The organism is Halobacillus ihumii (assembly GCF_902726645.1).
Classification (GTDB): Bacteria; Bacillota; Bacilli; order Bacillales; family Halobacillaceae; genus Halobacillus_A; species Halobacillus_A ihumii.
Genome location: NZ_CACVAO010000001.1, coordinates 1,225,997 through 1,247,985 on the forward strand (window position 1 = coordinate 1,225,997; position 21,989 = coordinate 1,247,985).

Sequence of the window (21,989 nt, forward strand, 5' to 3'; positions counted from 1 at the left end):
AACCTGTTTTAAAAAAATCAGAGCATCACCACTTATGGCAATGCTCTGATTTATTCCTCACATTATTCTATTGCTTTCGCCGCTGCCTTCACAAGCTCGACCCCTTGATCGACAATCACCCTGCGCTGCTGTTTCAATGCTTCATCAATATAAGCCATCGGATCTTCAGGGTAATCAAGTGAAGCTACGTGTAGATGTCCACCTGGAAGCTCCTCTGCACCGAAACCAAGCCGGAGACGATTCGAGCGATAGCCTACTTCATTCGATAGATAGCTTCCACCACCACCAGCACGTGCCTGTGAATTCGGGGCAGGACCATCGTCACTGCACACATACGGTTCAGATTTATAGTCAGGCGCGAGCCATTCACACACATGGTCATCACGTTTAACAGGCAGCGGCCCTGTATCCGCTTCGACCATCGCCTCAGCAGGAAGAGTTGTTTCAATAAATTCCGGAAGCTCTTCAGGCATTGGCCAATCGTTGACGGTCGGTATTACGCCTTCTCTCCATTTACCATTATTATCTGTTCCTACATGCCATCTGCCATGGTACCCCTCAATTTCCATATCACCAGGGCCACCCTGGCTGATCGTCATCATCAGATCCAGCTGCGGCAAGTAAGGACCAAATGCATCCTCAACAATTCCTTGTTCAAAATCCTTCCAACGGACTGGGAAATTCACAGCCTGAACAACAGCTGGACCTTCCTCCGTTTGAACACGAAGACCATCGAGCTGTAAAGCAATAGCACCAGACGGATTGCTGTGGCGAGCACCATATTCTGTCCCAAACCCGTATGGATCAAAACCACTAACCAGAATCCGCTGTACTCCATTTCCTTTAGGAAACTGAACAGAAGTAATCCCTCGCGACGTATATTCGAGCTGCTTGATCAACGCTTGACGCTGGTCGTCCGTCACCTCAAAGTTTGGACTCCATTGCCTTAATGCCCGCGTCATAGACAAACGAGCCCAATAAAGGGGACGATCATCATATTGGTCTAAATCACCCATATTCGGACGCTCGCCTTGCGCACGAGCGACAGCCGCCTCCCATATTTGGGAACCATGCTTGTCAATAATGTTCTCCGCATTCTTTACATTTGGAGCAGAACAAAGCTGCTTCTCAAACTTCTCTACGAATTGGTCAAATTGACTAGCTTGAAGGATAGCTTTTGCATAAGGACCCCCTTCCGTAATACGCTGCTCCTCAAGCGTCAACGAAACACTAGAATCATAGCAGTCAGCCTTCTCTTTAGCGGAAGACTTCACAGGTAAAAATACGAGAAATACTAAGGAAACGAAACTTAAACAAGCCAGCACCTTGTAAACTGGCTTTTGTAACCAACGACTCTTTGAAACCATATAGATCCTCCTTTTAAAAATGAGAAAATTACTAGAAATTCTCTAGCAAAACAAACTAAAAGTCTGCTTCACAAGACAAATTGTGGCATCTATTCATAGTTTCTCCATGGGGATCAGTGATTCCTTGCGTCGAAAGTTGGCTTTTGGGATGAGGCTTTTGATAGATTTTTGGCATAAAAAAGCCCGCCACTTATCCAAACAAGTGGCGGGCTGTTCATTTCATCTCGTTAAAACTCTTCATAAGCAGCTGGATCCAGATCGTTCATTCTGCCATCCGGTCGAGTCAACTCTGCAATCATGCCCATTTCAGTCTCGTCTAGTGAAAAATCAAAAATTGATAGATTTTCAATTTGACGTTCAGGAGATGAAGATTTAGGAATTGAAATAGAGCCTAGTTGATAATGCCAACGCAAAATAACTTGTGAAATCGTCTTATTATGATGCTCGGCAATCTTGCTGATCGTTTCATTTTGTAACACGTCATTAGCTCGAGCTAACGGACTCCAGGATTCCGTTTTAATATTATTTTCTTCGTGCCATATTCTTTGTTGTTCCTGATTGAAAAACGGGTGTAATTCAATTTGATTGATGCTCGGCTTAACACCGGTTTCCTTTTCTAGTTGCTCCATATGCTCGGGCAAAAAGTTACAAACACCAATCGAACGAATCAGTCCCCATTTTTTAGCGTCTATCAATGCTTGCCAGGCTTCAACATAAAGACCTTGCTTAGGATTTGGCCAATGAATCAAGTATAAATCATAATAATCGAGATTAGCGCGATACAAGGATTCCTGAATAGCAGTGACAGCTTTATCATATTCCTGATAACGACCTGGTAGTTTAGAGGTGATTCTTAATTCTTCCCTTGGAATCGGACTGCGCCGTACGGCTTCACCTACAGTGCCTTCATTTTCATAATTATAAGCCGTATCAATCAGTCGATACCCTGTATCAATTGCACTATTGATCGCCTGGGCACCTGCATTTCCATTAAGCTTGTATGTACCCAATCCTATAACTGGCAAAGTTACACCATCATTAAGGGTAATCTCTGGGATAGATCTACCCATGACCCATCACTCCTTTCTATTATATGTAAAGATTATCACCTACCTGGGTCGAAAAACAATTATTCGTCACATGAAGATACTTAAAACGAACAAGAGTTGTCCCGCAAGTCGTAAAATAAGACTTGCGGGACAGCACCCATTTTGAGATCTATTCTATTCCTCAAACTTGCGTGTTTGATTAATCCAAGTCGTCTCTAATAAAAATCAACCCATGCCCATGGATCACCATATCTCCTTTCTGAACGTTCAACGCATCGATTACACCAGTGATTCCAGCTGCAATTTGCTCTAAACCACCCTGTTCCTTTTTTATGACTAATAAAGGCTGCCCTTCATAAATTCTCTCCCCAAATTTGACACAGACGTCTTCAACTTTCCCGATAATAGGGCTGGTTACAATCTCCCTGCTATCCCACTTGATGGGCATCACTTCATGAATCGTCATGGGGCTCACCTTCCTTTTACTAAGATCTTCACTGCACTAGACTACATCGTCCATATTTACATATTTATGTTTTCCAATCCTGACAAATCCCTCTCCTTTTTAGAAATTTGCTTAAATCCTATATCCAAAATTATGAATCTTATTACAAGTGAAATGAAATTATTCAACATTGGAAAGAACTTATTTTTTCAGGTGATTGAGGATCAAGCGATCTCCAATGAAGAATTTTCCGCTCATTTAATTGAACGAAAAACAGTTTAATTTTTCCTTACTTGGTGAGGGATGTGTCAAAGGATCTAAAGGGGAGTCTTTTGCAAGAGGCTATCAGTGTTGCTCGACCATAAAAATGTTCCTTCTACAGAGGTACAACGGAAAAGAACCAGCTTTGAGTTGCACTTGTAATTTGCCCATTACATATGATGAATGACTACATTTTTTCAAATGAGGAGGCTTAAGCTTTTATGTTTAGGCAAAGGTTAACGATGGAACAAGCACAAGATATTGCTCTTCAAAGGATACCTGGACAAATTCTTCACATCGATATGGATTTGGAACATGGGGTTTTAGTTTATGAAATTTTCATACTAACATCACAGAATAGAGTGTATGAAGTAGAAGTGCATGCAAGTAATGGAAATATTATAAAAATCGAACAAGAAGATTTCGATTAATAAAGGTTGGATGAAGGGGAGCAGTCCTATTGAAGTGTTCCTATTCATTATCCGGGCGCTTTTCTATAATAAGGATTAGCGCTCTTTTTCGTTTAAAAAGGGTAGATTGTGTAGGAGATCCATACCATAATTAACTACTATGTTCTCTTTTACTTCTCGATAACAACTCTTGGACATACTATATACTAACTATCCGGATGAAATGGGGTTTAGGATGAAAAAAATCCTTCTTGGAGTTTTAGCAGTTAGTTTGATTCTTGGAGTTATGTTCATCTTTATGAATAAAGATGAGACACGACATAATCAAGTTAATGCAGAAAACTCTACAGAAATTGAAAGTGTAGATAAAACTCACTCTGCTCTTAGGAAACAATCTGAATTTGTAAAAGCAGTTTCTGATAAATTAAAATCTAAAGGTTATGATTCGACTGGGGTAATCATGAGTCAGGACTATGGAAAAAAGGTAAACTATATTGTGCTAATCTCCAAAGTTGAACATAAAGGTGAAAAAAGTGGAAAGATTATAAAACAATCCTTTGAGGAAGTAGCTAAATTATATGATATTAAGCCATTTACTGTTCAGTTGCAGCAAAAGTAATAGAAACTTTAGGCGAACAAAGAATATAAGGAAGCCTTAGGGGATGAGGGTTTCTGTAAGCCTTTGGTTAAAGAGCATTTTATGATTGTTTTAACTTATATATGTCTTTTTCTAATTGCTGAACTTTGCTGGATAAAAACTTCAATTCATTAGAATGATTTTCAATTACAGCATTACTTGTTTGTTTCGTGAGTAAATCTATTTTCTCGTTTAACTTCTTGAATCCAGCCTGTGTTTCTTGTCTAAAATCATTTATTTTTTGACTAAAACCGTTCATTTCTAACTTTGTGTCTTGCCTAAAATCTTTCATTTCTTGTCTGGAATCATTTAATTCTGTTTTGGTTTCTTGTCTAAAGTCACTCATTTCCTGCCTAAAACCATTCATTTCTATCTTTGTGTCTTGCCTAAAATCATTCATTTCTTGCCTGGAATCATTTAATTCTGTTTTGGTTTCTTGTCTAAAGTCACTCATTTCCTGCCTAAAACCATTCATTTCTATCTTTGTGTCTCGCTTAAAATCATTCATTTCTTGTCTGGAATCATTTAATTCTGTTTTGGTTTCTTGTCTAAAGTCACTCATTTCCTGTCTAAAACCATTCAATTCTAACTTTGTGTCTTGCCTAAAATCATTCATTTCCTGTCTAGAATCATTCAGTTCTAGTCTAAAATCGTTCATTTCCGCTTTGAAGTCCTGCTGTCCTTTTTCCAGTGTTTCTAATTTTTCAAAGATACGACTCACCAATGTTTCATTTTCCAACAAAATCACCTCCCTGTTCATATTTTATATTATTCTACTCCAGCATTCCAGCTGAATTGTGAAAAGAAAATTCTAGATAGACCTTTGATGAATCCATATAAAGAGGAATCCATTTTGCTCAAAGTGGATTCCTTTTTCAGAAGATATAATGTTAACCAGCCAATTCATGTGTGATCTCCCATCCTACTTACTTGTTGTCTTTTGAAGAAACACCTGCCGATTCAAATGTGGCCATTTCTTTCAACAATAAAGTAGCTGACTTTAAGATAGGGAATGCAACTGCTGCTCCTGTTCCTTCGCCAACTCCCATCCTCATATTGATCAGTGGCTGCTTTTCAAGTAATTCAATCGCTTTTCTATGACCAGGTTCAATAGACTGGTGACCGACAAACATATAATCTATTACTCTCGGCGAAATCATTTTTGCAATAACCGCCGCTGTCGTTGAGATAAAGCCATCCACCAGTATTGGAACGCGGTAACTGGCTGCAGCAAGCATGGCTCCCGCGATACCGGCAATTTCCAACCCACCAACTTCCGATAATAAATCAATCGGGTCATGTCGATTAGGTTTTCTGTCTTCAATCGCCTTTTCTATGATGTTCTTTTTATGTACTAGGCTTTCTTTTGTAAGACCTGTTCCCCTGCCTATAAGAGTATCAATCTGTTCACCGCTCACCACTGAAATAATAGCCGAACTAGCAGACGTATTTCCAATTCCCATATCACCGAGAATCAGGCATTTCGCCCCTTGTTCAATCATCTTCTTCCCTTGCTCATAACCTATTTCCAACGTTTCGATGGCTTCATTCCGTGTCATAGCATTTTCTTTTGCAAAATTCCCTGTCCCACGTCGTACCTTTTTAACAGTCAATCCTTTCCCAGCGAAATCCGAATCAATCCCAATATCGACAATATCAAAATAAGCGTCTATGGACCTGCTTAGAACATTTATAGCCGCTCCATCGTTTAGAAAATTGCGGACCATTTGTTCGGTTACCTCTTTTGGATAAGCCGAAACTCCTTCAGCCGTCACACCATGATCGGCTGCAAATACGATTACACCAGGTCTTGAAACTTCCGGAAATGCACTTCCGGTCATCTCAGCCAACTCGACGACCAACTCCTCAAGCCGACCTAAGCTGCCAAGCGGTACAGTGAGCGAGTCTACATGGCTTTTCACTCGTCTACCGACATACTTATCCAATTCAGGGATGGAAAAAGCCGATAATTTAGTTGCTGTCAATCTAATCCCCTCCAAAATCTGAATCCTTCAGTAAAAAAAGGAGTCGTAGAAACTACTCCTTAAACTAAGCTAATTCTCGTTCAAAGCTATCGCTTCTTGAATGAGTGAAGTATAAGCTTCTGGCTGAATATCTTCAGCCTTCTTTACTTTTATATGTCGCATTGTTTTCCCTGTACCTTCTAATAACTCGTTCATGTCCTTATCTTGAAGTTCATTTCCTCTGTGAAAACCCAGATTAACATGTTTCTTGGCAGGTTGAAGATAACAAACTAAGCCATTATACGAATAGTTGGGCATAGACCATTTGTACTCTTCTATAAGCTTAGGTGAAGAATTAAGGATGATCTTTCTCAAAGAAAGTACAATAGTTTGTATATCATTTGGCAATCCTTCAATCAACTGATCAACTTCTTCAGTTGTTCTTTCTTTATCAGCCATCTTTTTTCTCCTCCACCATATTATTTTGTAAAGTTCAATTCCCAGGAGATTCCGTTTCTGTCCTTAACAATAGCATGTTTCGCTCCCCAGAATGTATCTTGCAGTTCCATTTGAACTTCTCCGTCCTTCGCAAGCTCGTCGTAAATTCTGGTGATCTCTTCTTCGCTATCGAGGTCAGGGCCAAGAAGGAGGTCACTGCCTTGAACAGTTTTCTTACCGAATACATCAGCCATGTATAAGATGCAATGCTCGTTGATATGTAACTCTGCGTGAATATACTTCCCCTCATGGCCTTTAAACATTTCAATGCCGTCAGATAGCTGTGTATTCTTAATTTCTCCACCGAACACTTTTTGATAGTACTCAATTTCTTCCTTACAATTCTCGATTCTGAGATGAGGTACAATTTTTTTCATTACTTTTTCCTCCCTTGAAAGTTTTATGGTCCATTGTACTATGCATTATATAGAACATTATCTTCTAATCAAAATTTTGTTGAGAAAAATCACTTCCTAATCCAGAACAACGAGCAAATTACTAAGCTCCGCCCTTAACGATAAATAATCGTAATGGCAAAATAAAAAACCATGACTACGGTGATAAACGTGATAGCTTCAATAGTCTCATGTGTCGTATATTCCGATAAGTATAATAGAAAATAAAGTATCCAGGAAACGTATGAAACGCCGCCTAGTATGTAAAAAAACTTTTTATCCTTCATAACGATACCCCTTACAACTCTAATAATTGCTGCTAGTAGGATATACGATCGAATTTCACATCGGTTTCGTTATTTTTCTCCTGGTCATGGTGAGGGAATGAGAATAACCTGGTTGCATATAGGAAGAAAGCTATTTCATCATTATTCTTCTAATCTCACCAATTTTAAATTCGGTTATTTTTTTAATTTCATCTTCAGATGTATACCCTTGAAAATACTTCTCTATTTCCCAAGCCAGCATCATTGTTGTATGGTCTACATAAAGAAACTCAAAGTCTTTTTTGTAATCTTCTTTTTCAATAAAATACTTCTTAGCCTCTAAAATATCTCTATAAGATTCAAACACAAATTGAATCAAGTCAGGGTTATAAATGTCCTGTAATAAAATCGTTATGTCCCTCAAGGGTGAACCATATGCCGCCCACTCCCAATCAATTAACCAAATCTGGTCTTTAGAACGGAATATATTTTCTAAATGAGGATCCCCATGTGTTAAAACTAAAGGACTTCTCACTTCAAAGTTATATAAATCTAGTTGTTTATAAGTATCTTCTAATGTTTGTACCCATTCAGGTTCTGCCCATTTATGATGAGCACACAATTTCTCCGTTTCCTCTATACACCAGTTACGCCATTCTGATGTTATTCGGTGAGTAATTAATTCACTATCAGGCAGGTTGAGATTTGTGGTATGTAGATCTGATAACCTTTGTAAGATTTCTACAATTAAACTTCTCTTATCTTTTATAGATAATTGGTCAAAAGTGATTTTTAGAGATGACCCTAGATCACACATAAGAATGGCTTGAGGAGAGGAATCCCAAACTTCAATTAACTTACTGAACGGCGTAATATGATTTGATAGTGCCCCGTATATACCTACCTCATTATTCCGTTCAGCTGCGAATTCTTTATATATGTATGTTCCTCTTTTATTTTCCTCATCTAACACATCAATTCTGAAAATACGACCTGCATGAGCACCGTCAATAATTTTTTTGTGAAGAAGCTCCCATCCTTTTTCTTTAATTCTCTGTTCTAAATGTGTCAAAAAACCTTTCCTTTCATTTTAGTTGATACAGATGTTTTCTACTCAATCCGTTCGTGTTCCAAAACACTATATAGTAAAGAATCTCTCCAGCCATCCTTTATTAACATATCCTCACGAATTCGCCCTTCTTTAGTCATTCCTACTCTTTCTAATACCTTTATTGAGCCTATATTCCTAGGGTCACAAGTAGCATATATGCGATGAAGATTCAGTTCTTCAAAACCAAAATTAATCAATAGTCTGGCAACATCTGTCGCTATTCCTTTTCCCCAATAATCTGGATGAACAATATAGGCAATTTCCCCGGTTTTATTGGTAAAATCCCTAATATTAACCTCGCCAGCCCCAATCATTTCTTCACTATCCTTATTAACTATAGCAAGTACATACCTTGTTCTTGATTCTTTATTTGCATCGTTTAGGATTTGATTAACAAAGTATTGTGATTCCTGTTCTGTATTAGGCCCCCATGGTTGATATTGACAAACTTTCTCTTGTGATGCATATTTATGGACTTCTACCCAGTCATTTTCGCTAATCTCTCTTAACAATAATCTATCGTTCGAAAGTGAAATTGTGTAACGGTTGATCAAGATCCCCTCCATTTAGCCCAGTTTACAGAACTAGCAACACTATCATAATTCAGTTGAAAAGCTACTTAGTTAGTAGAGAAATTATTGACTCAATCCTCTTACTTAACTGAGTGGACGTGCTTAGTGTACTTGAAGGTCTCCTCTGCATTAGCTGTTAAAAATTCAACTAACCCATCTAACGAACCTATAAACTTTTCAACCTCAGACAGCTGATAAAATGTGCTAGTGGTAGCAAAGTTATCAATTTCATTGCTGGGTGAATAAAGGATAACTCTTTTATTGAGTCCCAGTGCTAATCCTAATTCAATATGACTCCCTTTTCCCGCCGGTAATAACAAAACGATAAAGTCAGACTCAGCCACAGCATTTTTTTCTTGTTGACCAATTTCCTTAAGGTCTTCAAGTGTTGATACTTTTTTATGCTGGGTCCAATCATATGTTTGTACATACCCTTGACTTTTCAACTGTTCACTCAAGTACCGTACGTTATCTATATTTTTGAAACTTGACGCAACATAAAACTTCATCCTTACCCTCCGTTTCTATTGCCCCGTAACCCCATAATTGCTCCATATAAATTTTGTAAGTATCAGACATTCTATAGAATGGTTCGACTTACCTACTCAAAACTCCTTTATAAAAAAGCTTTGAACCTTAATCTCGAATGAATTTTTTCAAATCCCACCATCTGCACAATTACTCCACCGCATCACCCTTCATCCAACTAGGGAGTACCCCCTTTTCCAAAAATAGTCTATTACTATTTAATTCTATAATGGATTTAAAAAATGATTTCCTTTACATTAATATAGGAGACAATAGTACAGAAGGGGTGAGAACATGAAGCAAACAAAGGATTTATTAAGAAGCTTAAAGTCTTTGGCCGGCCCTTTCCCTGATTTTCACAATGAAGATTTAACCGATAACCCTACAGATTTATTCTTGCAATGGCTGCATCTTGCGATTGAGGAAGGTGTTCATGAACCTCATGCGATGACATTATCTACTGTTGATGAGAATGGGGCACCTGATGCGAGGGTCCTCATTCTAAAAGATGTTTCTCGTAATGAATGGTACTTTTCAACATCATCCACTAGTAGAAAAGGCGAACAATTGCAATCAAACCCAAAAGTTGCCTTAACGTTTTATTGGCCAGAAATGGGGAGACAGGTTCGGATACGCGGAACTGCTTCCGAAATGGCCACAGAGGAAAATTCAAAAGATTTCTTGGAAAGGTCAAGCGAGGCTCGGGCTCTAGCTTTACTAAGAAAACAAAGCAAAGAAATGATACAACGCGAAGATCTGGATGAAGCATTATTGGGAACGAATGAATGGTTAAAACAAAACCCCAATATGGTAAGCCCAAACTGGAAACTGTTTGCTGTCCTTGCAGATGAGGTGGAATTTTGGCAAGGGGATCCAGGCCGCAAACACAAAAGGGTACAATATCTTCGTAATGGTGGTCATTGGAATCATCGTTTGTTATGGCCTTGAAAGTTATAAAAATCCCCCTCATAAGACAAACGCGCCCGCATATGTAAGTTAGGAAGTTACCTTTATTGAAGGTAACCTCCTCAATTAATCAATAAACTATAATAAAAATGTTTCTCATCCTTCTCATACCCAATTAATTCATATAAATGTTGTGCCTTATGATTGCTGCTGGCTGTTTCAAGTGTTAATTCTCTTGCACCTGATTCTAAGGCGTGTTCTTTGGCCTTTTGCATTAAACTCTTAGCTACTCCCATTCTTCTCGCAGATTGATCAACGTACAGATCATTTAAGATCCATATTTTTGCTAGGTTGACTGATGAAAAGGATGGATAAAGCTGCACAAATCCTAATGGTTTTTCAAAGCTTTCTTGTTTTTCGATGGCCAGAAAAATCACGGATTGTTGATGTTCCATTCTTTCACGAATAAACTTTTTTCCTTCCTCTACGTTTGATGGCTGTTCGTAAAAGACCCGATATTTGTCAAAAAGTTCGGCAACTAAATCTATTTGATCCAGGTCTGCTTTTATAAGCACAATGTTTTCATCATTAGTCATAGTATTTCCTCCAAGGTTAAAGTTAAGGGTTAATTTGGATGGTTTGCAAGTACTGATAACATTAGAATAACTAACATACTTAGTCCACAGAATTTTTTAACTCATGGTCTGCTTTATGGCGCTCTATAGCCAATTCGATTAACCTTTCAATCAGTTCAGGATACTTGATTCCACTTATTTCCCACAGCTTAGGATACATACTGATTTTTGTAAAACCAGGCAACGTGTTGACCTCATTAATCACAAGCTCTCCATTTTCCAAAAGAAAGTAGTCGACTCTTGCTAGGCCTTGGCATTCTAAAGTTTCAAATGCCTTCACAGAGTTTTCGCGTATCATATCCTCTTGTTCTTTGCTTACATCGGCTGGTATTTTTAATATAGCTCCACTCTCATCAATGTACTTTGTCTCATACGAATAAAAGTCCCCATTCGTAAGAATCTCGCCGGGTAATGATGCTTCGGGGTCTTCATTACCTAATACCCCGCATTCTATTTCTCGACCTATCACGTTTTCTTCAAGCAATACCTTGTGGTCATATAACATAGCCGTCTTTAATCCATTTAGGTAATCTGTTTCGTTTTGCACTTTACTTACACCAACTGAAGAACCTTGATTTGCAGGTTTAATAAAAAACGGCGTACCTATTTTCTCTTTCACCTGTTCAAATGCAGGGTATTTTTTCTCGGACTTTTTCACAGATATCCATTTAGCCACTTTGAATCCTGAGGCAGCTAAAAGCCTTTTTGCTAAATCCTTATCCATACAGATAGCTGAGCTAAGAACATTAGGACCCACATACGGGATATTGGCCATACGAATCATGCCTTGCACACTTCCGTCCTCACCTAAAGGACCATGTAAAATAGGAAAGATAACATCTAATTGTTCAAAAGCCTCCGAACTATTCACATTGAGAATTTGATTATTTTCCCTGCCTGGTACAACTGCAATATTCTTATTTGTTTTGTTTAGTTCAATAAATTTAGGATTATCTTCATTGAGTAAGTACTGTGTGTTGTTCGTTAAATGCCAGTTCCCTTGTTTATCAACGCCAATGAGTGTAACTTCATATTTTTCATGATCAATGGCTTCCATAATGTTTTTAGCAGATTGAAGTGACACTTCATGTTCTGAAGATTTCCCTCCAAACAGTAAGCCAACTTTAATTTTCCCCATTTTATCTGACTCCTTTTTCGTTAAAATGCTCACAAATAAAGACTTCTACATACAAGCTTACTCCACAGGACTTCCCGCTCTTAATGTACTTATTCAAATTATGCAGTTGCCATTCTCCTTATTTTGTTCCCCTAATCATGTGCTTAGATTTTACTTGCCACATAAAATCCCCGTGTGTCTGTAACTTACAACTTTGATTAGACAGGTATTCGAGAAACAGATCAGATTTAATATTACTGCAAATTTTATTGTGTTAATATCACTTCAAATGACTTAAAAGATGGTAGTGATGATAAATATCAGATTATACTGTTTACGAAAAGCTCAAATAGCCCACTTTAGTGCTCACACTCCGCCCAACTTCGCTCCGCTCCCTGATGCCCATAAACTCTTATCTATAGGAAATCAACCATTATGTGGGCTGTACATGATTCCGATGCTTTTTCTAAATGAATTAGTGCCTTCATTTTCTAAACCATAAGCGTCCGTAAATGTAGGGTGGGAGTTCACCGCCGCAAATGAAACCTCAATTGCCCAAGCCTACTTGTTGCTCGCTCCAGTTCCATAATTTTTCTGCCATTTCTTTGCTTTGTGCTTTTGCCGGTAAAGAGTTGGTTTTCTTTTTATAAAAATATTCACCGCTTATATGTTTCACTTCCGGGCTTGTGGCTAAATAAACTGCCGTCTCTGCTCCTTCTGCCGGAGTGAGAAAAAATGGCCTTAACAGAGCATGGATTGTTTTACCAAACCCTGTTTTTCTATTGACACCAAGACTCGTTCCAACAGCACCAGGATGAAGGCAGTTCGCTGTTACATTTGTGTCTTTTAATTGATCTGCCATTTCTTTTGTAAATAAAATGTTGGCCAGTTTGGATTGTGCGTATCCCTTCCATACACTAAAACGATTTGAAAGATGAGGGTCATCAAAATGAATGCGTCCAGCCTTATAAGCTCCCGAAGATACCACAACAATTCTCCCTTCTGAGGCCGACTTTAATGAATCAAGCAGCAGGTTGGTCAACAAAAAATGTCCAAGATGATTTACTCCCATCATCGATTCAAACCCATCCGAAGTAGTTTCCCGCTTCAGCGACACAACACCCGCATTGTTAATCAGGACATCCAGCTGACAGTAACGTTCCAAAAAAGTATTCGCAAATGCCCGGATGCTCGCCAATGAACCCAAATCACAGATCATCAACTCAATGTGGTCGGTGCCGCTCTCTGTCTTAGCCTTTTGCAATGCATCTTCTCCACGTTCAGGGTTTCGGCAAACCATAATAACCTGGAACCCTTTCTTAGCCATGGCCACGGTTGTGGCTAGCCCCATTCCTGAATTTGCACCAGTAATTATGGCGATTTTGTCCTGCATGATCTATCCCTCCTCTAAAAAATGACACCACGGTCAATGCCTGCATAGTATTTATTTCTTCAATAGGTCCCTTGCCAAAAGGCAAACCAGTACAAAAATAATGAAGAACATAGAAATCCAAAAAGGGACAAATTTTAACAACCAAAACGAAACAGTGATCGTTGCAACCCCTAAGTAACCTATCATTTCTTCATGTTCCCAATCTTTCCGGTGAAGAAAAACATGAATATAACCAATGGGCGGCGTAACAAAACATAAAATATAGATCCACCCTTTCTTCAAATACCACGGCTTTTTTTGCATTGTATGTATTCACCACAGCTTACCTATAAGTATATAAAGATCATCTCAAAAAACAGCTTAGTGATCCATGTGAAAGTTGAAATATTATAATTACCCCTCACTAAGACTGCATCAAAAATAAAGGAGAATCCAATAGACAGGACTATTAAGGATTCTCCTTATCCTATATACTAATCGTTTAATCCCTTTCCATCGAGAATGTGCGGCATATATTTTTCAACTCTTGACTCTCGAGTTTGGGGTTTTTTGGCTTTAGAAAAATAAAGAATGTAGGCTCTTTGCCGTCCAGGCGTCAATTCTTCGAAGGCCGTTTTCAAGGCAGGGACCTCGTCGAATTTAGCTTGAAGTTCTTCAGGAATAGTGAATTTTTTATCCTTTTTAGGAACTTCCAACCCGGCTTTTTCAACTTCAATCGCTTCATTAATATATTCTTTTAAGATGGCTTCCTTTTCCACTATTTCTTGCATATTGGTGAACCGAATCTGGCGCGCCGACTGTACATTCTCCGTTTGTTGGATTAAAATTCCTTGAGAATCCCGTAATAAAGCACCTTTGTGAAACAGAAACGCACAATATTCCTTAAAGCCGTGAATTAGAACTATGTTTTTTCCATCAAGGGTGTAACAAGGATGGCCCCACTTAAATTCTTCGGTCAGCTCATCACAATCAAGAGCGATATTTCGCATCTTCTCAAATTCTTCCTGCCATTTGGCAGCCTTTTTTAAATAGTCATCTACCTTAGGATTCATTTTACTATGTGTCATTAAGAACACCCCTTTTATTTTTCACGATTATCCGACAGTGATCATTCTCTAATTATTTCGGCTTCTTTTTAAAAATATCCTGCCCACCTTCAGCAGAAAGGCACTCCAGATGGAAATTCAGCGCTAATACTTTTTACAGAAAAGTGCCCGTGTCTTTAATTAAGAGGCTAAGAAAAAATGATATTTACTATGACTAAACCTATTAGAGAAAAGCTATACAATGACCAAGCAATTCTTCTATTAACTTTTGGTACCTCTTTGTTTCTTAGCACCTTAACAAATTTATAGGTTAGAAATACCAATGCTAGAATTGAAACTAAAATCAATTCATTCATCTTATTTTACCTCCAACATATCCAACAATTGTGTTCCACTTCCATAGTTTCCTACAAACACATACACTATAGGCTTGGTCTCTATTATTGTTTCACCGATCCTGGCATAGTTATCCGTTACCTTTTCTTCCCAGCGTTAACGCCCCAACAATCAGTGGAAGTTGCAGAGGTAAACGCAGCCATAGGATCCAAGGATTCGCTTCTTCTCCGGGCCGGAATGATATCCTTCTCACAGCCATATACACATTTGCTGGAAAAACAGCGGTCATAAAAAGTGCTAAGAGTTTTCCGGTGATATCTTGTCCTTTTTTCACCCAGAGCAAGACAGAAAAAATCATTTCAAAAATACCTGAGACTAGTACGATAGTTCGTCGTAAGGGAAGTGTTTCCGGAACACTCCTACGGAAACTTTGTTCATGGGTAAAATGCAAGACACCCGCTCCAAATAAGAGGATCGAATATAGTGATCGTAAAAATAACTTCATATGTACGCACCCTTTTCATTTACAATTTATTACTCCTGTTACTTCGGAAGACCACCTGTCTGCTGTAACTCTTCAATGGTCTACATACATCTTTATAAATTAATCCCCACATTAAGCCATGATCATAATAAATGTGATAAAGAAAAAGATATTGAGTAGAATGAGCCCCCATTCCTTCCACCCTTTTACCCAGAAAGCACTAATAAAGCCAATCAATGGGCTTAGGAACAGTATCACTATCCAAAGAAAACCAATCCACCCGCTAATATAAGAGTGAAGAAAGAAGATACTCAAATAAGTAATTAAAAACAGGGCAGTGAAAAACAAAGAGACATGAAAGCTTTTTAAGATTCTGCCTGCCCAGTTTCTAGCTACCCGTAAATGAAATTCCTGCTCATCCTCTTCAAATAGGCAGCGATTTATTACAAATGCCTTTATTAATTTTCTAGTTGATTTAGTTGAACCTGGTACTGGCCCTTTGGTAAGATCTTCATTCAGTTGATGAGAATCAATAAAGGTTTGTCGTGCTCGTCTCATTAAGTTTTGGATGTCTTCAAATACATCCATCTTTTTAAGTTTATCACCATACATAGTGAATAAAAGCTTTAATAGAAACCTCATAAAATCTACCATAAAATTGGAATAAATCTTTTTAATCATATAATCTTACCTACCTTGTCTCTGCAGACCTCCCCAAAAACATTGTAGAGGACCTCATTTTTCACTATTAATATAGACTCTTTCTTCTTCTTCGCTTAGGATTCTTGTGGCTTTACCCACAATTCCATCTTCTAGTCCCCAAATAAAATTATGGTCTTCAACAACCTGAGAGAAGTCTCCCTCTTGCCACCTTTCAAGGATCACTCTGTATAATTCATCATTACTAATATCTGATTCATCTAAACTATGTAATAACCATTCAATTCGTTGATCGCTAATCTCATAAAACCACCATTTTTCGTTAGCTTTCACCTTTTGATGTGACATCCCGTGAATGTACCTTCTAAGATCATCACCTGTTAGCTCATCTACACCTATATTTTGACCAAATGGGTTTTCCTCATTAGATTGTTTTCCTTCTTCTTTAGTGCCTGGATCGCCTGTAATCTCTCCAGATTCTTCTGCAGACATGTCTTTCTTTTCCTCAGCACTTGAAAATAAATTTCCTTGTGCCGCCCAAACTGTTCCAACCATCATTAAAACTACAATTGTTAAGACTGATATAGCGATTTTCATCATATTGTCTTGCCCCCAATTTCACTGACCAACCATAGTCGTGCGCCTGTTTCACAAGACCATGTGGTTAACTTAAAATAGTTACATCTTCAATTTCTCTTTATTCACTTTAAGTATCTCCTTTAATGTGGAATGAATATTTTGCAGGCAAGTTAGAATAAATCCCAGCATAATAAATGTCACTATTTCTCCAGTGAATATAGAAGCTAATGCTAAGAGTAGAGCATATAAACTATAAAGCCATTTTTTCACTTTATAACACCTCGATCGTTAAAACTCCGTTCATTTTAACATTTAAATAAGAAATACCTATAAAGAGTATCCAGTTATCATTCTAATAACCATATGTATCTCCTTTATCCAAATTCAAAATATGATTATTTATCGACATAGTATCATTGCCTTTCCATTCAACCTCTACATCCTCAGTTCTTTTCTGGAAATAGATTCTTTTTTTAAACCGTAGCGGTCCATTTAATTCTCCTCTTATTCCAAATGTGCCTGCAGCACCTGCATCCCAATGGTAAAAATCAATTCTATATTCATCATTAGGTGAATGGACGGTTTTAATATGTTCATTCGCTCCAAATGAGGACGCTAAAATGGAGAGTGAACATGCAAGAAAAAGGCTAATAGATAATAACAAAGATAACGTTACCGATACCCAACTTCTTAATTTTGAAAACCAATTCGTTTTATCTTTAAAACCCTTTATCCCTAAAGTAAATGCAACTATGGAAAGTAGAAGGACAATGTAATTTGGAGGTGCGATTAACCAAATATTGTTTATATGGGAATAAAAGGAGTATAAAGAAATCCCCAGGCAAAACAGCGATAAACTAAATGAGCCTACATTATATTTCCTTTCCAACAAAATCCCCCTTTTACGAGATCACTTCATCCAGTGAACCGCTCCAACTTGCTAATTAGCAGCAAGTTTACAAAAAAACTTTTCCCTTACAAATACCTGACACTGGATTGATTTCAAAAGAATCTAGTAAACTTCAGTACTGCGGATTTCTATAGTACGGAGACGAACCTCCTGTACTTCCTTTTAATGTTAAACTTCCCCGGCTAACTTTGTAAGAAAGAGTCCTAGAACCTTTCTCTTGACCCTTGCTCCACTGTTTAGTGAACTTAACCAAATACACTTCCTCTTTAATTTCTTCGATGCTCGTTTCTTTTATGACTTGATATCCTCCAATATTGCTCACCTTCTGTCCAATTTCTTGAGGAAAATCATCAATAACAGTACCTTCACCCTTCGTAGCAAAACCGACCGCATCTTCCTTTGTGAAAGGGGGCAAAGACGGAGAACTTATTTGCAAAACTCCCCAGGATATTAGTAAGGCACCAACAGGGATGAGAAGGATCAATCTCACTCTCTTGTTCCCCCGAATTCTCTTGTGAGCCCACTTATCAATGATTCCATAAAGAATAGCAGCTGCCATACCACAATACGCAAGGAACATCTCCTGAAAGAAGACGCCATTCACTAAGCCAAACACTCCGAGGATTAATACATACAGCCAATCTAGATTCCTAAACCACTTTCTTTGCAGGTGCTCTATTCCAGCAGAAACCAGGTTTCCATAGACCAGAATAATGGCCCAGATATAAACAAAATAGACAAAAAACCAAGCTATTAATTTATTACCTTGATTATATGTAGAATTAGGCTCTTTCAATATGTAAAACAATGCAAAGAAGAACGAAATAATGGTTGTTGATGCAATTGTTGCTATAAGTTTTCTTTGAAAACACTTTTTTATCTTTCTATCCATACCCTCTCCCCTTCTTCTTGCTGCAGTAATTTATGTACCATTTTTTAAAAGACTACACCTTTCTGTGAGCGACTGGAAAGTGTATTCTTTTTTGTAATGTATCAATAATAACCCTCCAGTAAACACAATTTAAATACAGAGGAACGCTCTCCCTTACAAAAAAGGCACCTGGTTGCGGAGAACTACTTTCACTTCTTACTTTGCAATTCTATTTTTTCCTTGTTATTACCCCATTTTACGATAACTTTAATAACTTCGTCTTTACTCAATTTGGCTCCGTTTATTGAACTACCTCTACGTGTAAACTGTAAATCCTGAAGTGAATAATCTAAGTTTAATTTGCTGCTTCCACCACCTGAACTTGTTCTAAAGGAATACTCAAGTTTATTAAAAGATGCCAATTTAGTTAACGTACCTTTATATTCAAGCAAAAACTCATAACTATCTTCGTGGGAATACGATATACGGTTTCCTTCTTCGTCTTTCCAAACTTCGGTTCCCTCTACATCGTATTTGGCTTTCCAATGTTCGCTTTCCCCTACAAATATATAGTGGTAATTACTGGTTTCATTTGTTGAGCAACCAGCTAAAACTAACAACAGGATCAGCAATGAAAAAACTTTTTTCAATAAAAACACCCTTTTTATTTTCTCTTTGATCCTTTAATAAAATGGGGAAAATAACCGTACGATTTATCATATGGATTTATTCCTGCAATGACACTTGTTGTACTCAAGATGAGCTGCCTTTTTTTGGAATAGAACCTAAACTTCCGCTACCGTAGCTTTTTACTCCGTTTTTCTTTTCCGAAGAAGTGATAAAAACTAATCTCAAATATCATAAATGCAACAACAAGACTACCTATGAATGGCGATGGAGAATTGATCTCTAAGAAAATAATTAAACATAAGGAAAAGGTTACCATACCAGTGATCATTGAGTATCCTATAAATTTTTTACCCAAACTGCTCACTTCTCCTTTACCATGATCTCAGTAGGGTGAATCAGAATTTGAACCAGCCTCAGAGCTCACTTTATTCTACGGCCCAATGATACAAGAAAGGACACGATTTATTCTTGAAATTCTGCTTTAAATAAATACACAACATCATATTTTTGTAATTCGCTAGGATCTTCATAAAAACTTGACCGTAAAGATATTGTATCCTTTTTGTCTTCGGAATAAATAATTCCAGCCAGCACTGCTTCCTCTTCTTCTACAGATTTTTCATTTATTTTAAAGCTACCCGAAAAACTCAACTTCTGATCTACATCATTATCCAGTCTGACAGTTGAGCCCGTGCTCCCATTACTACTAATCCCAATATTAAATGTACGTTTCTTTTCTTCACCTTTTTCCTTTGGTGTTGTAAATATAATGGCTCCATTTCCCTCAGCCATAAGTGATAGCTTATTTAATTTATCATCAACTAACTCCCCATCTTTATATTTTTCAATCCATACAGATACTTTTTTGGATTCACTGGCTAAATGGAAATCAAATACAAATGAGTGTTCTGAAGCAGTAGAAAGAATAGCGGATTCCCTCTCCGATAAATCAGCCGCAGAAATAGTATTTGCTTTGGAATTGCTACTACAAGCACCTAAAACAAATATCATCAAAGCGAATATTAAGACTCCAAATAACTTTCTCAAAATTAAATATTCCCCCTTGGCAATGATAATTTTTGTCTACAATCGAACTTAGGAAGGATGCCTTTTGATTCAAGGAGAGCGCGCCTTTAATTCAATACCCCGAACTTTAAAAATGCAAAAATAATATTTCCAATGAAGAATACAGGTGGTAAAGCACTGATAATCAACCCATATTTTGCTGTTTTTCTATTAAATGAAAGCACAGCTCCAATTGTCCACACTACTATAACTAAAAGAAATTGAGGGTAAACAAAAACATTACCAGTAAAATTCTCACCTAAGCCTCCACTTGCTACAAAAAGAGTAATAGGAATAGTGATCATTCCTGTTAAAACAAGATGTATTATTCTATATATCTTATATTTCATCCAAGCACCTCTATTCTTGTTTTATTAACCTGGCTGCTTAGTTTAGTCTCTTGGTGGACTCTCCACTTGTTTTTTCAAAAGGATTGAATCAAATACTTTTTTACTCCCATTAAAAATTTTTTACTAGTTATCACTACTTTCATCAGTAAAACTGACCCCATCAGAAAAATCATCATAGTCAGTATCAAAGGTACGGTAGTATTTGGCATCTGGATTACCTAATACTGCCCCTCGTCTCTTATCATATGTCCTTATAAAATGTAATATTGAAAAGCCGATTCCTCCAGCTAAAGCTATGTAAATTATATAATCAGCCTTATAAAACAGGTATGTACCAACTCCAATCATCGCGATTATAAGCAATAATACTTCTACTGCTTTCATCCTCTATCTCCTTCCGTTATGGATGACAAATGAAATAACCAATCATTTTCATCAGATTCTTGTGAATATGCGTTCACTAAAGTGATCGTTAAACTGAATCCAGTAACTTACACCCCATAAAATGTAAATCACACTTAAAGCAACGTGTTCCGCTGTATAAGGATCAGGTTGTTGCACAAAATGAAGTCCAAATATCAAAAAAACTCCTAAAAAAAATAATAGAAGAAGCATTATTATATTTATCGCATGAATGATAGTTTGTCTAATAAAGATTCTCTCTCCATACTCATCCAAAGAAATAGAGGCGATTATTACTCAAAAATTCCCTTTTTATGGAGTACACTATTAAATTTGATTTAAAGCCTATACATTTTTCCTCGCAAGGATTTTCTCTTCCCTTCTAATTTACTGATTTTCCTTAGGGATAAGAGACTTAATATATTGATAACTAGATATTTACAAGAAACATTTCCCCAGTCCTGGTCAATAATTTTTTCCATTTAGAACTCTCCCTCTTATATAGCAGTAAAAGCTCTTCTTAAAGGAATTTCTAGGGGATCTGAATCAACCGTAGTTCTTTAAAAATTGCATATTTGTACAAAGAGTCCAGTTTCTAACTTAAACGTGCAGCCCAAACCAGGTTGAAGAAGCTCCCCAATGGAATCAAGAGCAGTGAAGCGATAGATAGGAAAAAGAAAATATCATTTTTAGCACCAAGAACATCTCTTAGAAATGCTTCATTAGCCAATATAAATGTAAGAAAAACTAGGTTTTGCATTATTTCCATGGTCTTCCGCATCATTTTGTATTGCCTATCTCGGTTTTCTTCAGTTAAATTAATGTAATTTAACTTTTCGGGATATTTAGTTAACCTCCCTAACAACCACCATGTTAAAACACCTATTACTGGCATAATCAGCAAATACCATTTTGCCCCCCCATTACCTGGATCGCCATTCATAAAGTGGATTGCGATACGGTCAGGAATATCTGGCCATAACAAAATCAAATGTATCAAATGGAACCCCAGTACAATCACGAAAAAGAACGTTAATATTTTTGTCCAACCTTTACTTTTTTCCATATTATCTCCTCGCATCAAAGCCTATTAAGGAAAATA

At 37.4% G+C, this 21,989-nt stretch carries 29 protein-coding genes; 4 read left to right on the forward strand and 25 right to left on the reverse strand.

Annotated elements, in window-relative coordinates:
- Positions 1–62: 62 nt before the first annotated feature.
- The 3 genes from G6R08_RS06190 to G6R08_RS06200 all read right to left on the reverse strand — a co-directional run bounded on the left by G6R08_RS06190 (position 63) and on the right by G6R08_RS06200 (position 2,882).
- The gene (locus G6R08_RS06190) at positions 63–1,367 is read right to left on the reverse strand and encodes a hypothetical protein (RefSeq protein ID WP_163527184.1); all 1,305 of its coding nucleotides are present in this window, start codon (positions 1,365–1,367) and stop codon (positions 63–65) included.
- A 227-nt stretch (positions 1,368–1,594) separates the two neighbouring features.
- Positions 1,595–2,437, reverse strand: a complete 843-nt coding sequence (locus tag G6R08_RS06195) for an aldo/keto reductase (RefSeq protein ID WP_163527185.1) — start codon at positions 2,435–2,437, stop codon at positions 1,595–1,597.
- A 178-nt stretch (positions 2,438–2,615) separates the two neighbouring features.
- Positions 2,616–2,882 (reverse strand): biotin/lipoyl-containing protein, encoded by a 267-nt coding sequence (locus G6R08_RS06200; RefSeq protein ID WP_079527858.1) that lies wholly within the window; start codon positions 2,880–2,882, stop codon positions 2,616–2,618.
- On the opposite strand from G6R08_RS06200, the gene G6R08_RS06205 reads away from it, so the two are divergent.
- The 3 genes from G6R08_RS06205 (at position 2,871) to G6R08_RS06215 (ending at position 4,151) form a co-directional block, all read left to right on the forward strand.
- On the forward strand, positions 2,871–3,143 hold the full coding sequence (locus G6R08_RS06205) for a hypothetical protein (RefSeq protein WP_163527186.1): 273 nt from the start codon (positions 2,871–2,873) through the stop codon (positions 3,141–3,143). The two genes, G6R08_RS06200 and G6R08_RS06205, sit on opposite strands and share 12 nt — an antisense overlap.
- Before the next feature lie 200 nt (positions 3,144–3,343).
- Positions 3,344–3,553, forward strand: a complete 210-nt coding sequence (locus G6R08_RS06210) for a PepSY domain-containing protein (RefSeq protein WP_240339655.1) — start codon at positions 3,344–3,346, stop codon at positions 3,551–3,553.
- Positions 3,554–3,767: 214 nt separating this feature from the next.
- Positions 3,768–4,151 (forward strand): hypothetical protein, encoded by a 384-nt coding sequence (locus G6R08_RS06215; protein WP_163527187.1) that lies wholly within the window; start codon positions 3,768–3,770, stop codon positions 4,149–4,151.
- Positions 4,152–4,230: 79 nt separating this feature from the next.
- On the opposite strand, the gene G6R08_RS06220 is transcribed toward G6R08_RS06215, so the two are convergent.
- The 8 genes from G6R08_RS06220 to G6R08_RS06255 all read right to left on the reverse strand — a co-directional run bounded on the left by G6R08_RS06220 (position 4,231) and on the right by G6R08_RS06255 (position 9,484).
- Positions 4,231–4,908: a GumC domain-containing protein gene (locus G6R08_RS06220; protein ID WP_163527188.1), complete on the reverse strand. Its 678-nt coding sequence runs from the start codon at positions 4,906–4,908 to the stop codon at positions 4,231–4,233.
- Positions 4,909–5,095: 187 nt separating this feature from the next.
- On the reverse strand, positions 5,096–6,154 hold the full coding sequence (gene cobT / locus G6R08_RS06225; protein ID WP_163527189.1) for a nicotinate-nucleotide--dimethylbenzimidazole phosphoribosyltransferase: 1,059 nt from the start codon (positions 6,152–6,154) through the stop codon (positions 5,096–5,098).
- A gap of 69 nt (positions 6,155–6,223) precedes the next feature.
- Complete coding sequence (locus G6R08_RS06230; RefSeq protein ID WP_163527190.1) at positions 6,224–6,592, reverse strand: DUF1801 domain-containing protein; 369 nt, start codon at positions 6,590–6,592, stop codon at positions 6,224–6,226.
- A gap of 20 nt (positions 6,593–6,612) precedes the next feature.
- Positions 6,613–7,008, reverse strand: a complete 396-nt coding sequence (locus tag G6R08_RS06235) for a VOC family protein (protein ID WP_163527191.1) — start codon at positions 7,006–7,008, stop codon at positions 6,613–6,615.
- Between the two features lie 134 nt (positions 7,009–7,142).
- Complete coding sequence (locus tag G6R08_RS06240) at positions 7,143–7,313, reverse strand: hypothetical protein (protein ID WP_163527192.1); 171 nt, start codon at positions 7,311–7,313, stop codon at positions 7,143–7,145.
- Between the two features lie 130 nt (positions 7,314–7,443).
- Positions 7,444–8,364: a phosphotransferase family protein gene (locus tag G6R08_RS06245; RefSeq protein WP_163527193.1), complete on the reverse strand. Its 921-nt coding sequence runs from the start codon at positions 8,362–8,364 to the stop codon at positions 7,444–7,446.
- Between the two features lie 38 nt (positions 8,365–8,402).
- Positions 8,403–8,957, reverse strand: coding sequence for a GNAT family N-acetyltransferase (locus G6R08_RS06250; protein WP_420810378.1), 555 nt, complete (start codon positions 8,955–8,957; stop codon positions 8,403–8,405).
- Between the two features lie 98 nt (positions 8,958–9,055).
- A complete protein-coding gene (locus tag G6R08_RS06255; RefSeq protein WP_163527194.1) occupies positions 9,056–9,484 on the reverse strand; it encodes a group-specific protein in 429 nt (142 codons plus the stop codon).
- A 313-nt stretch (positions 9,485–9,797) separates the two neighbouring features.
- On the opposite strand from G6R08_RS06255, the gene G6R08_RS06260 reads away from it, so the two are divergent.
- Positions 9,798–10,451 carry a pyridoxine/pyridoxamine 5'-phosphate oxidase gene (locus G6R08_RS06260; protein WP_163527195.1) on the forward strand — a complete coding sequence of 218 codons (654 nt, stop codon included), beginning with the start codon at positions 9,798–9,800 and terminating at the stop codon, positions 10,449–10,451.
- Positions 10,452–10,531: 80 nt separating this feature from the next.
- Here G6R08_RS06260 and G6R08_RS06265 read toward each other — a convergent pair whose 3' ends face one another.
- The 14 genes from G6R08_RS06265 to G6R08_RS06330 form a co-directional block, all read right to left on the reverse strand.
- A complete protein-coding gene (locus G6R08_RS06265; protein WP_163527196.1) occupies positions 10,532–11,005 on the reverse strand; it encodes a GNAT family N-acetyltransferase in 474 nt (157 codons plus the stop codon).
- Positions 11,006–11,084: 79 nt separating this feature from the next.
- Complete coding sequence (gene ddlA / locus G6R08_RS06270) at positions 11,085–12,182, reverse strand: D-alanine--D-alanine ligase (protein ID WP_163527197.1); 1,098 nt, start codon at positions 12,180–12,182, stop codon at positions 11,085–11,087.
- Positions 12,183–12,708: 526 nt separating this feature from the next.
- A complete protein-coding gene (locus G6R08_RS06275; protein WP_163527198.1) occupies positions 12,709–13,554 on the reverse strand; it encodes an SDR family oxidoreductase in 846 nt (281 codons plus the stop codon).
- Between the two features lie 473 nt (positions 13,555–14,027).
- Complete coding sequence (locus G6R08_RS06280; protein ID WP_163527199.1) at positions 14,028–14,621, reverse strand: YdeI/OmpD-associated family protein; 594 nt, start codon at positions 14,619–14,621, stop codon at positions 14,028–14,030.
- A gap of 445 nt (positions 14,622–15,066) precedes the next feature.
- Positions 15,067–15,441 carry a DoxX family protein gene (locus G6R08_RS06285; RefSeq protein WP_163527200.1) on the reverse strand — a complete coding sequence of 125 codons (375 nt, stop codon included), beginning with the start codon at positions 15,439–15,441 and terminating at the stop codon, positions 15,067–15,069.
- A 111-nt stretch (positions 15,442–15,552) separates the two neighbouring features.
- Positions 15,553–16,101 carry a hypothetical protein gene (locus G6R08_RS06290; protein WP_163527201.1) on the reverse strand — a complete coding sequence of 183 codons (549 nt, stop codon included), beginning with the start codon at positions 16,099–16,101 and terminating at the stop codon, positions 15,553–15,555.
- Between the two features lie 54 nt (positions 16,102–16,155).
- The gene (locus G6R08_RS06295; RefSeq protein ID WP_163527202.1) at positions 16,156–16,680 is read right to left on the reverse strand and encodes a DUF6241 domain-containing protein; all 525 of its coding nucleotides are present in this window, start codon (positions 16,678–16,680) and stop codon (positions 16,156–16,158) included.
- Between the two features lie 331 nt (positions 16,681–17,011).
- Positions 17,012–17,548: a DUF5412 family protein gene (locus G6R08_RS06300; RefSeq protein ID WP_163527203.1), complete on the reverse strand. Its 537-nt coding sequence runs from the start codon at positions 17,546–17,548 to the stop codon at positions 17,012–17,014.
- 133 nt (positions 17,549–17,681) lie between these two features.
- Positions 17,682–18,461 carry a hypothetical protein gene (locus G6R08_RS06305; RefSeq protein WP_163527204.1) on the reverse strand — a complete coding sequence of 260 codons (780 nt, stop codon included), beginning with the start codon at positions 18,459–18,461 and terminating at the stop codon, positions 17,682–17,684.
- A gap of 188 nt (positions 18,462–18,649) precedes the next feature.
- Positions 18,650–19,090, reverse strand: coding sequence for a lipoprotein (locus tag G6R08_RS06310; RefSeq protein WP_163527205.1), 441 nt, complete (start codon positions 19,088–19,090; stop codon positions 18,650–18,652).
- Between the two features lie 442 nt (positions 19,091–19,532).
- Positions 19,533–20,117: a hypothetical protein gene (locus G6R08_RS06315; RefSeq protein ID WP_163527206.1), complete on the reverse strand. Its 585-nt coding sequence runs from the start codon at positions 20,115–20,117 to the stop codon at positions 19,533–19,535.
- Between the two features lie 86 nt (positions 20,118–20,203).
- Positions 20,204–20,485 carry a hypothetical protein gene (locus G6R08_RS06320; protein WP_163527207.1) on the reverse strand — a complete coding sequence of 94 codons (282 nt, stop codon included), beginning with the start codon at positions 20,483–20,485 and terminating at the stop codon, positions 20,204–20,206.
- 123 nt (positions 20,486–20,608) lie between these two features.
- On the reverse strand, positions 20,609–20,869 hold the full coding sequence (locus tag G6R08_RS06325; RefSeq protein ID WP_163527208.1) for a hypothetical protein: 261 nt from the start codon (positions 20,867–20,869) through the stop codon (positions 20,609–20,611).
- Between the two features lie 613 nt (positions 20,870–21,482).
- Positions 21,483–21,953, reverse strand: coding sequence for a DUF1648 domain-containing protein (locus tag G6R08_RS06330; protein WP_163527209.1), 471 nt, complete (start codon positions 21,951–21,953; stop codon positions 21,483–21,485).
- Positions 21,954–21,989: the final 36 nt, after the last annotated feature.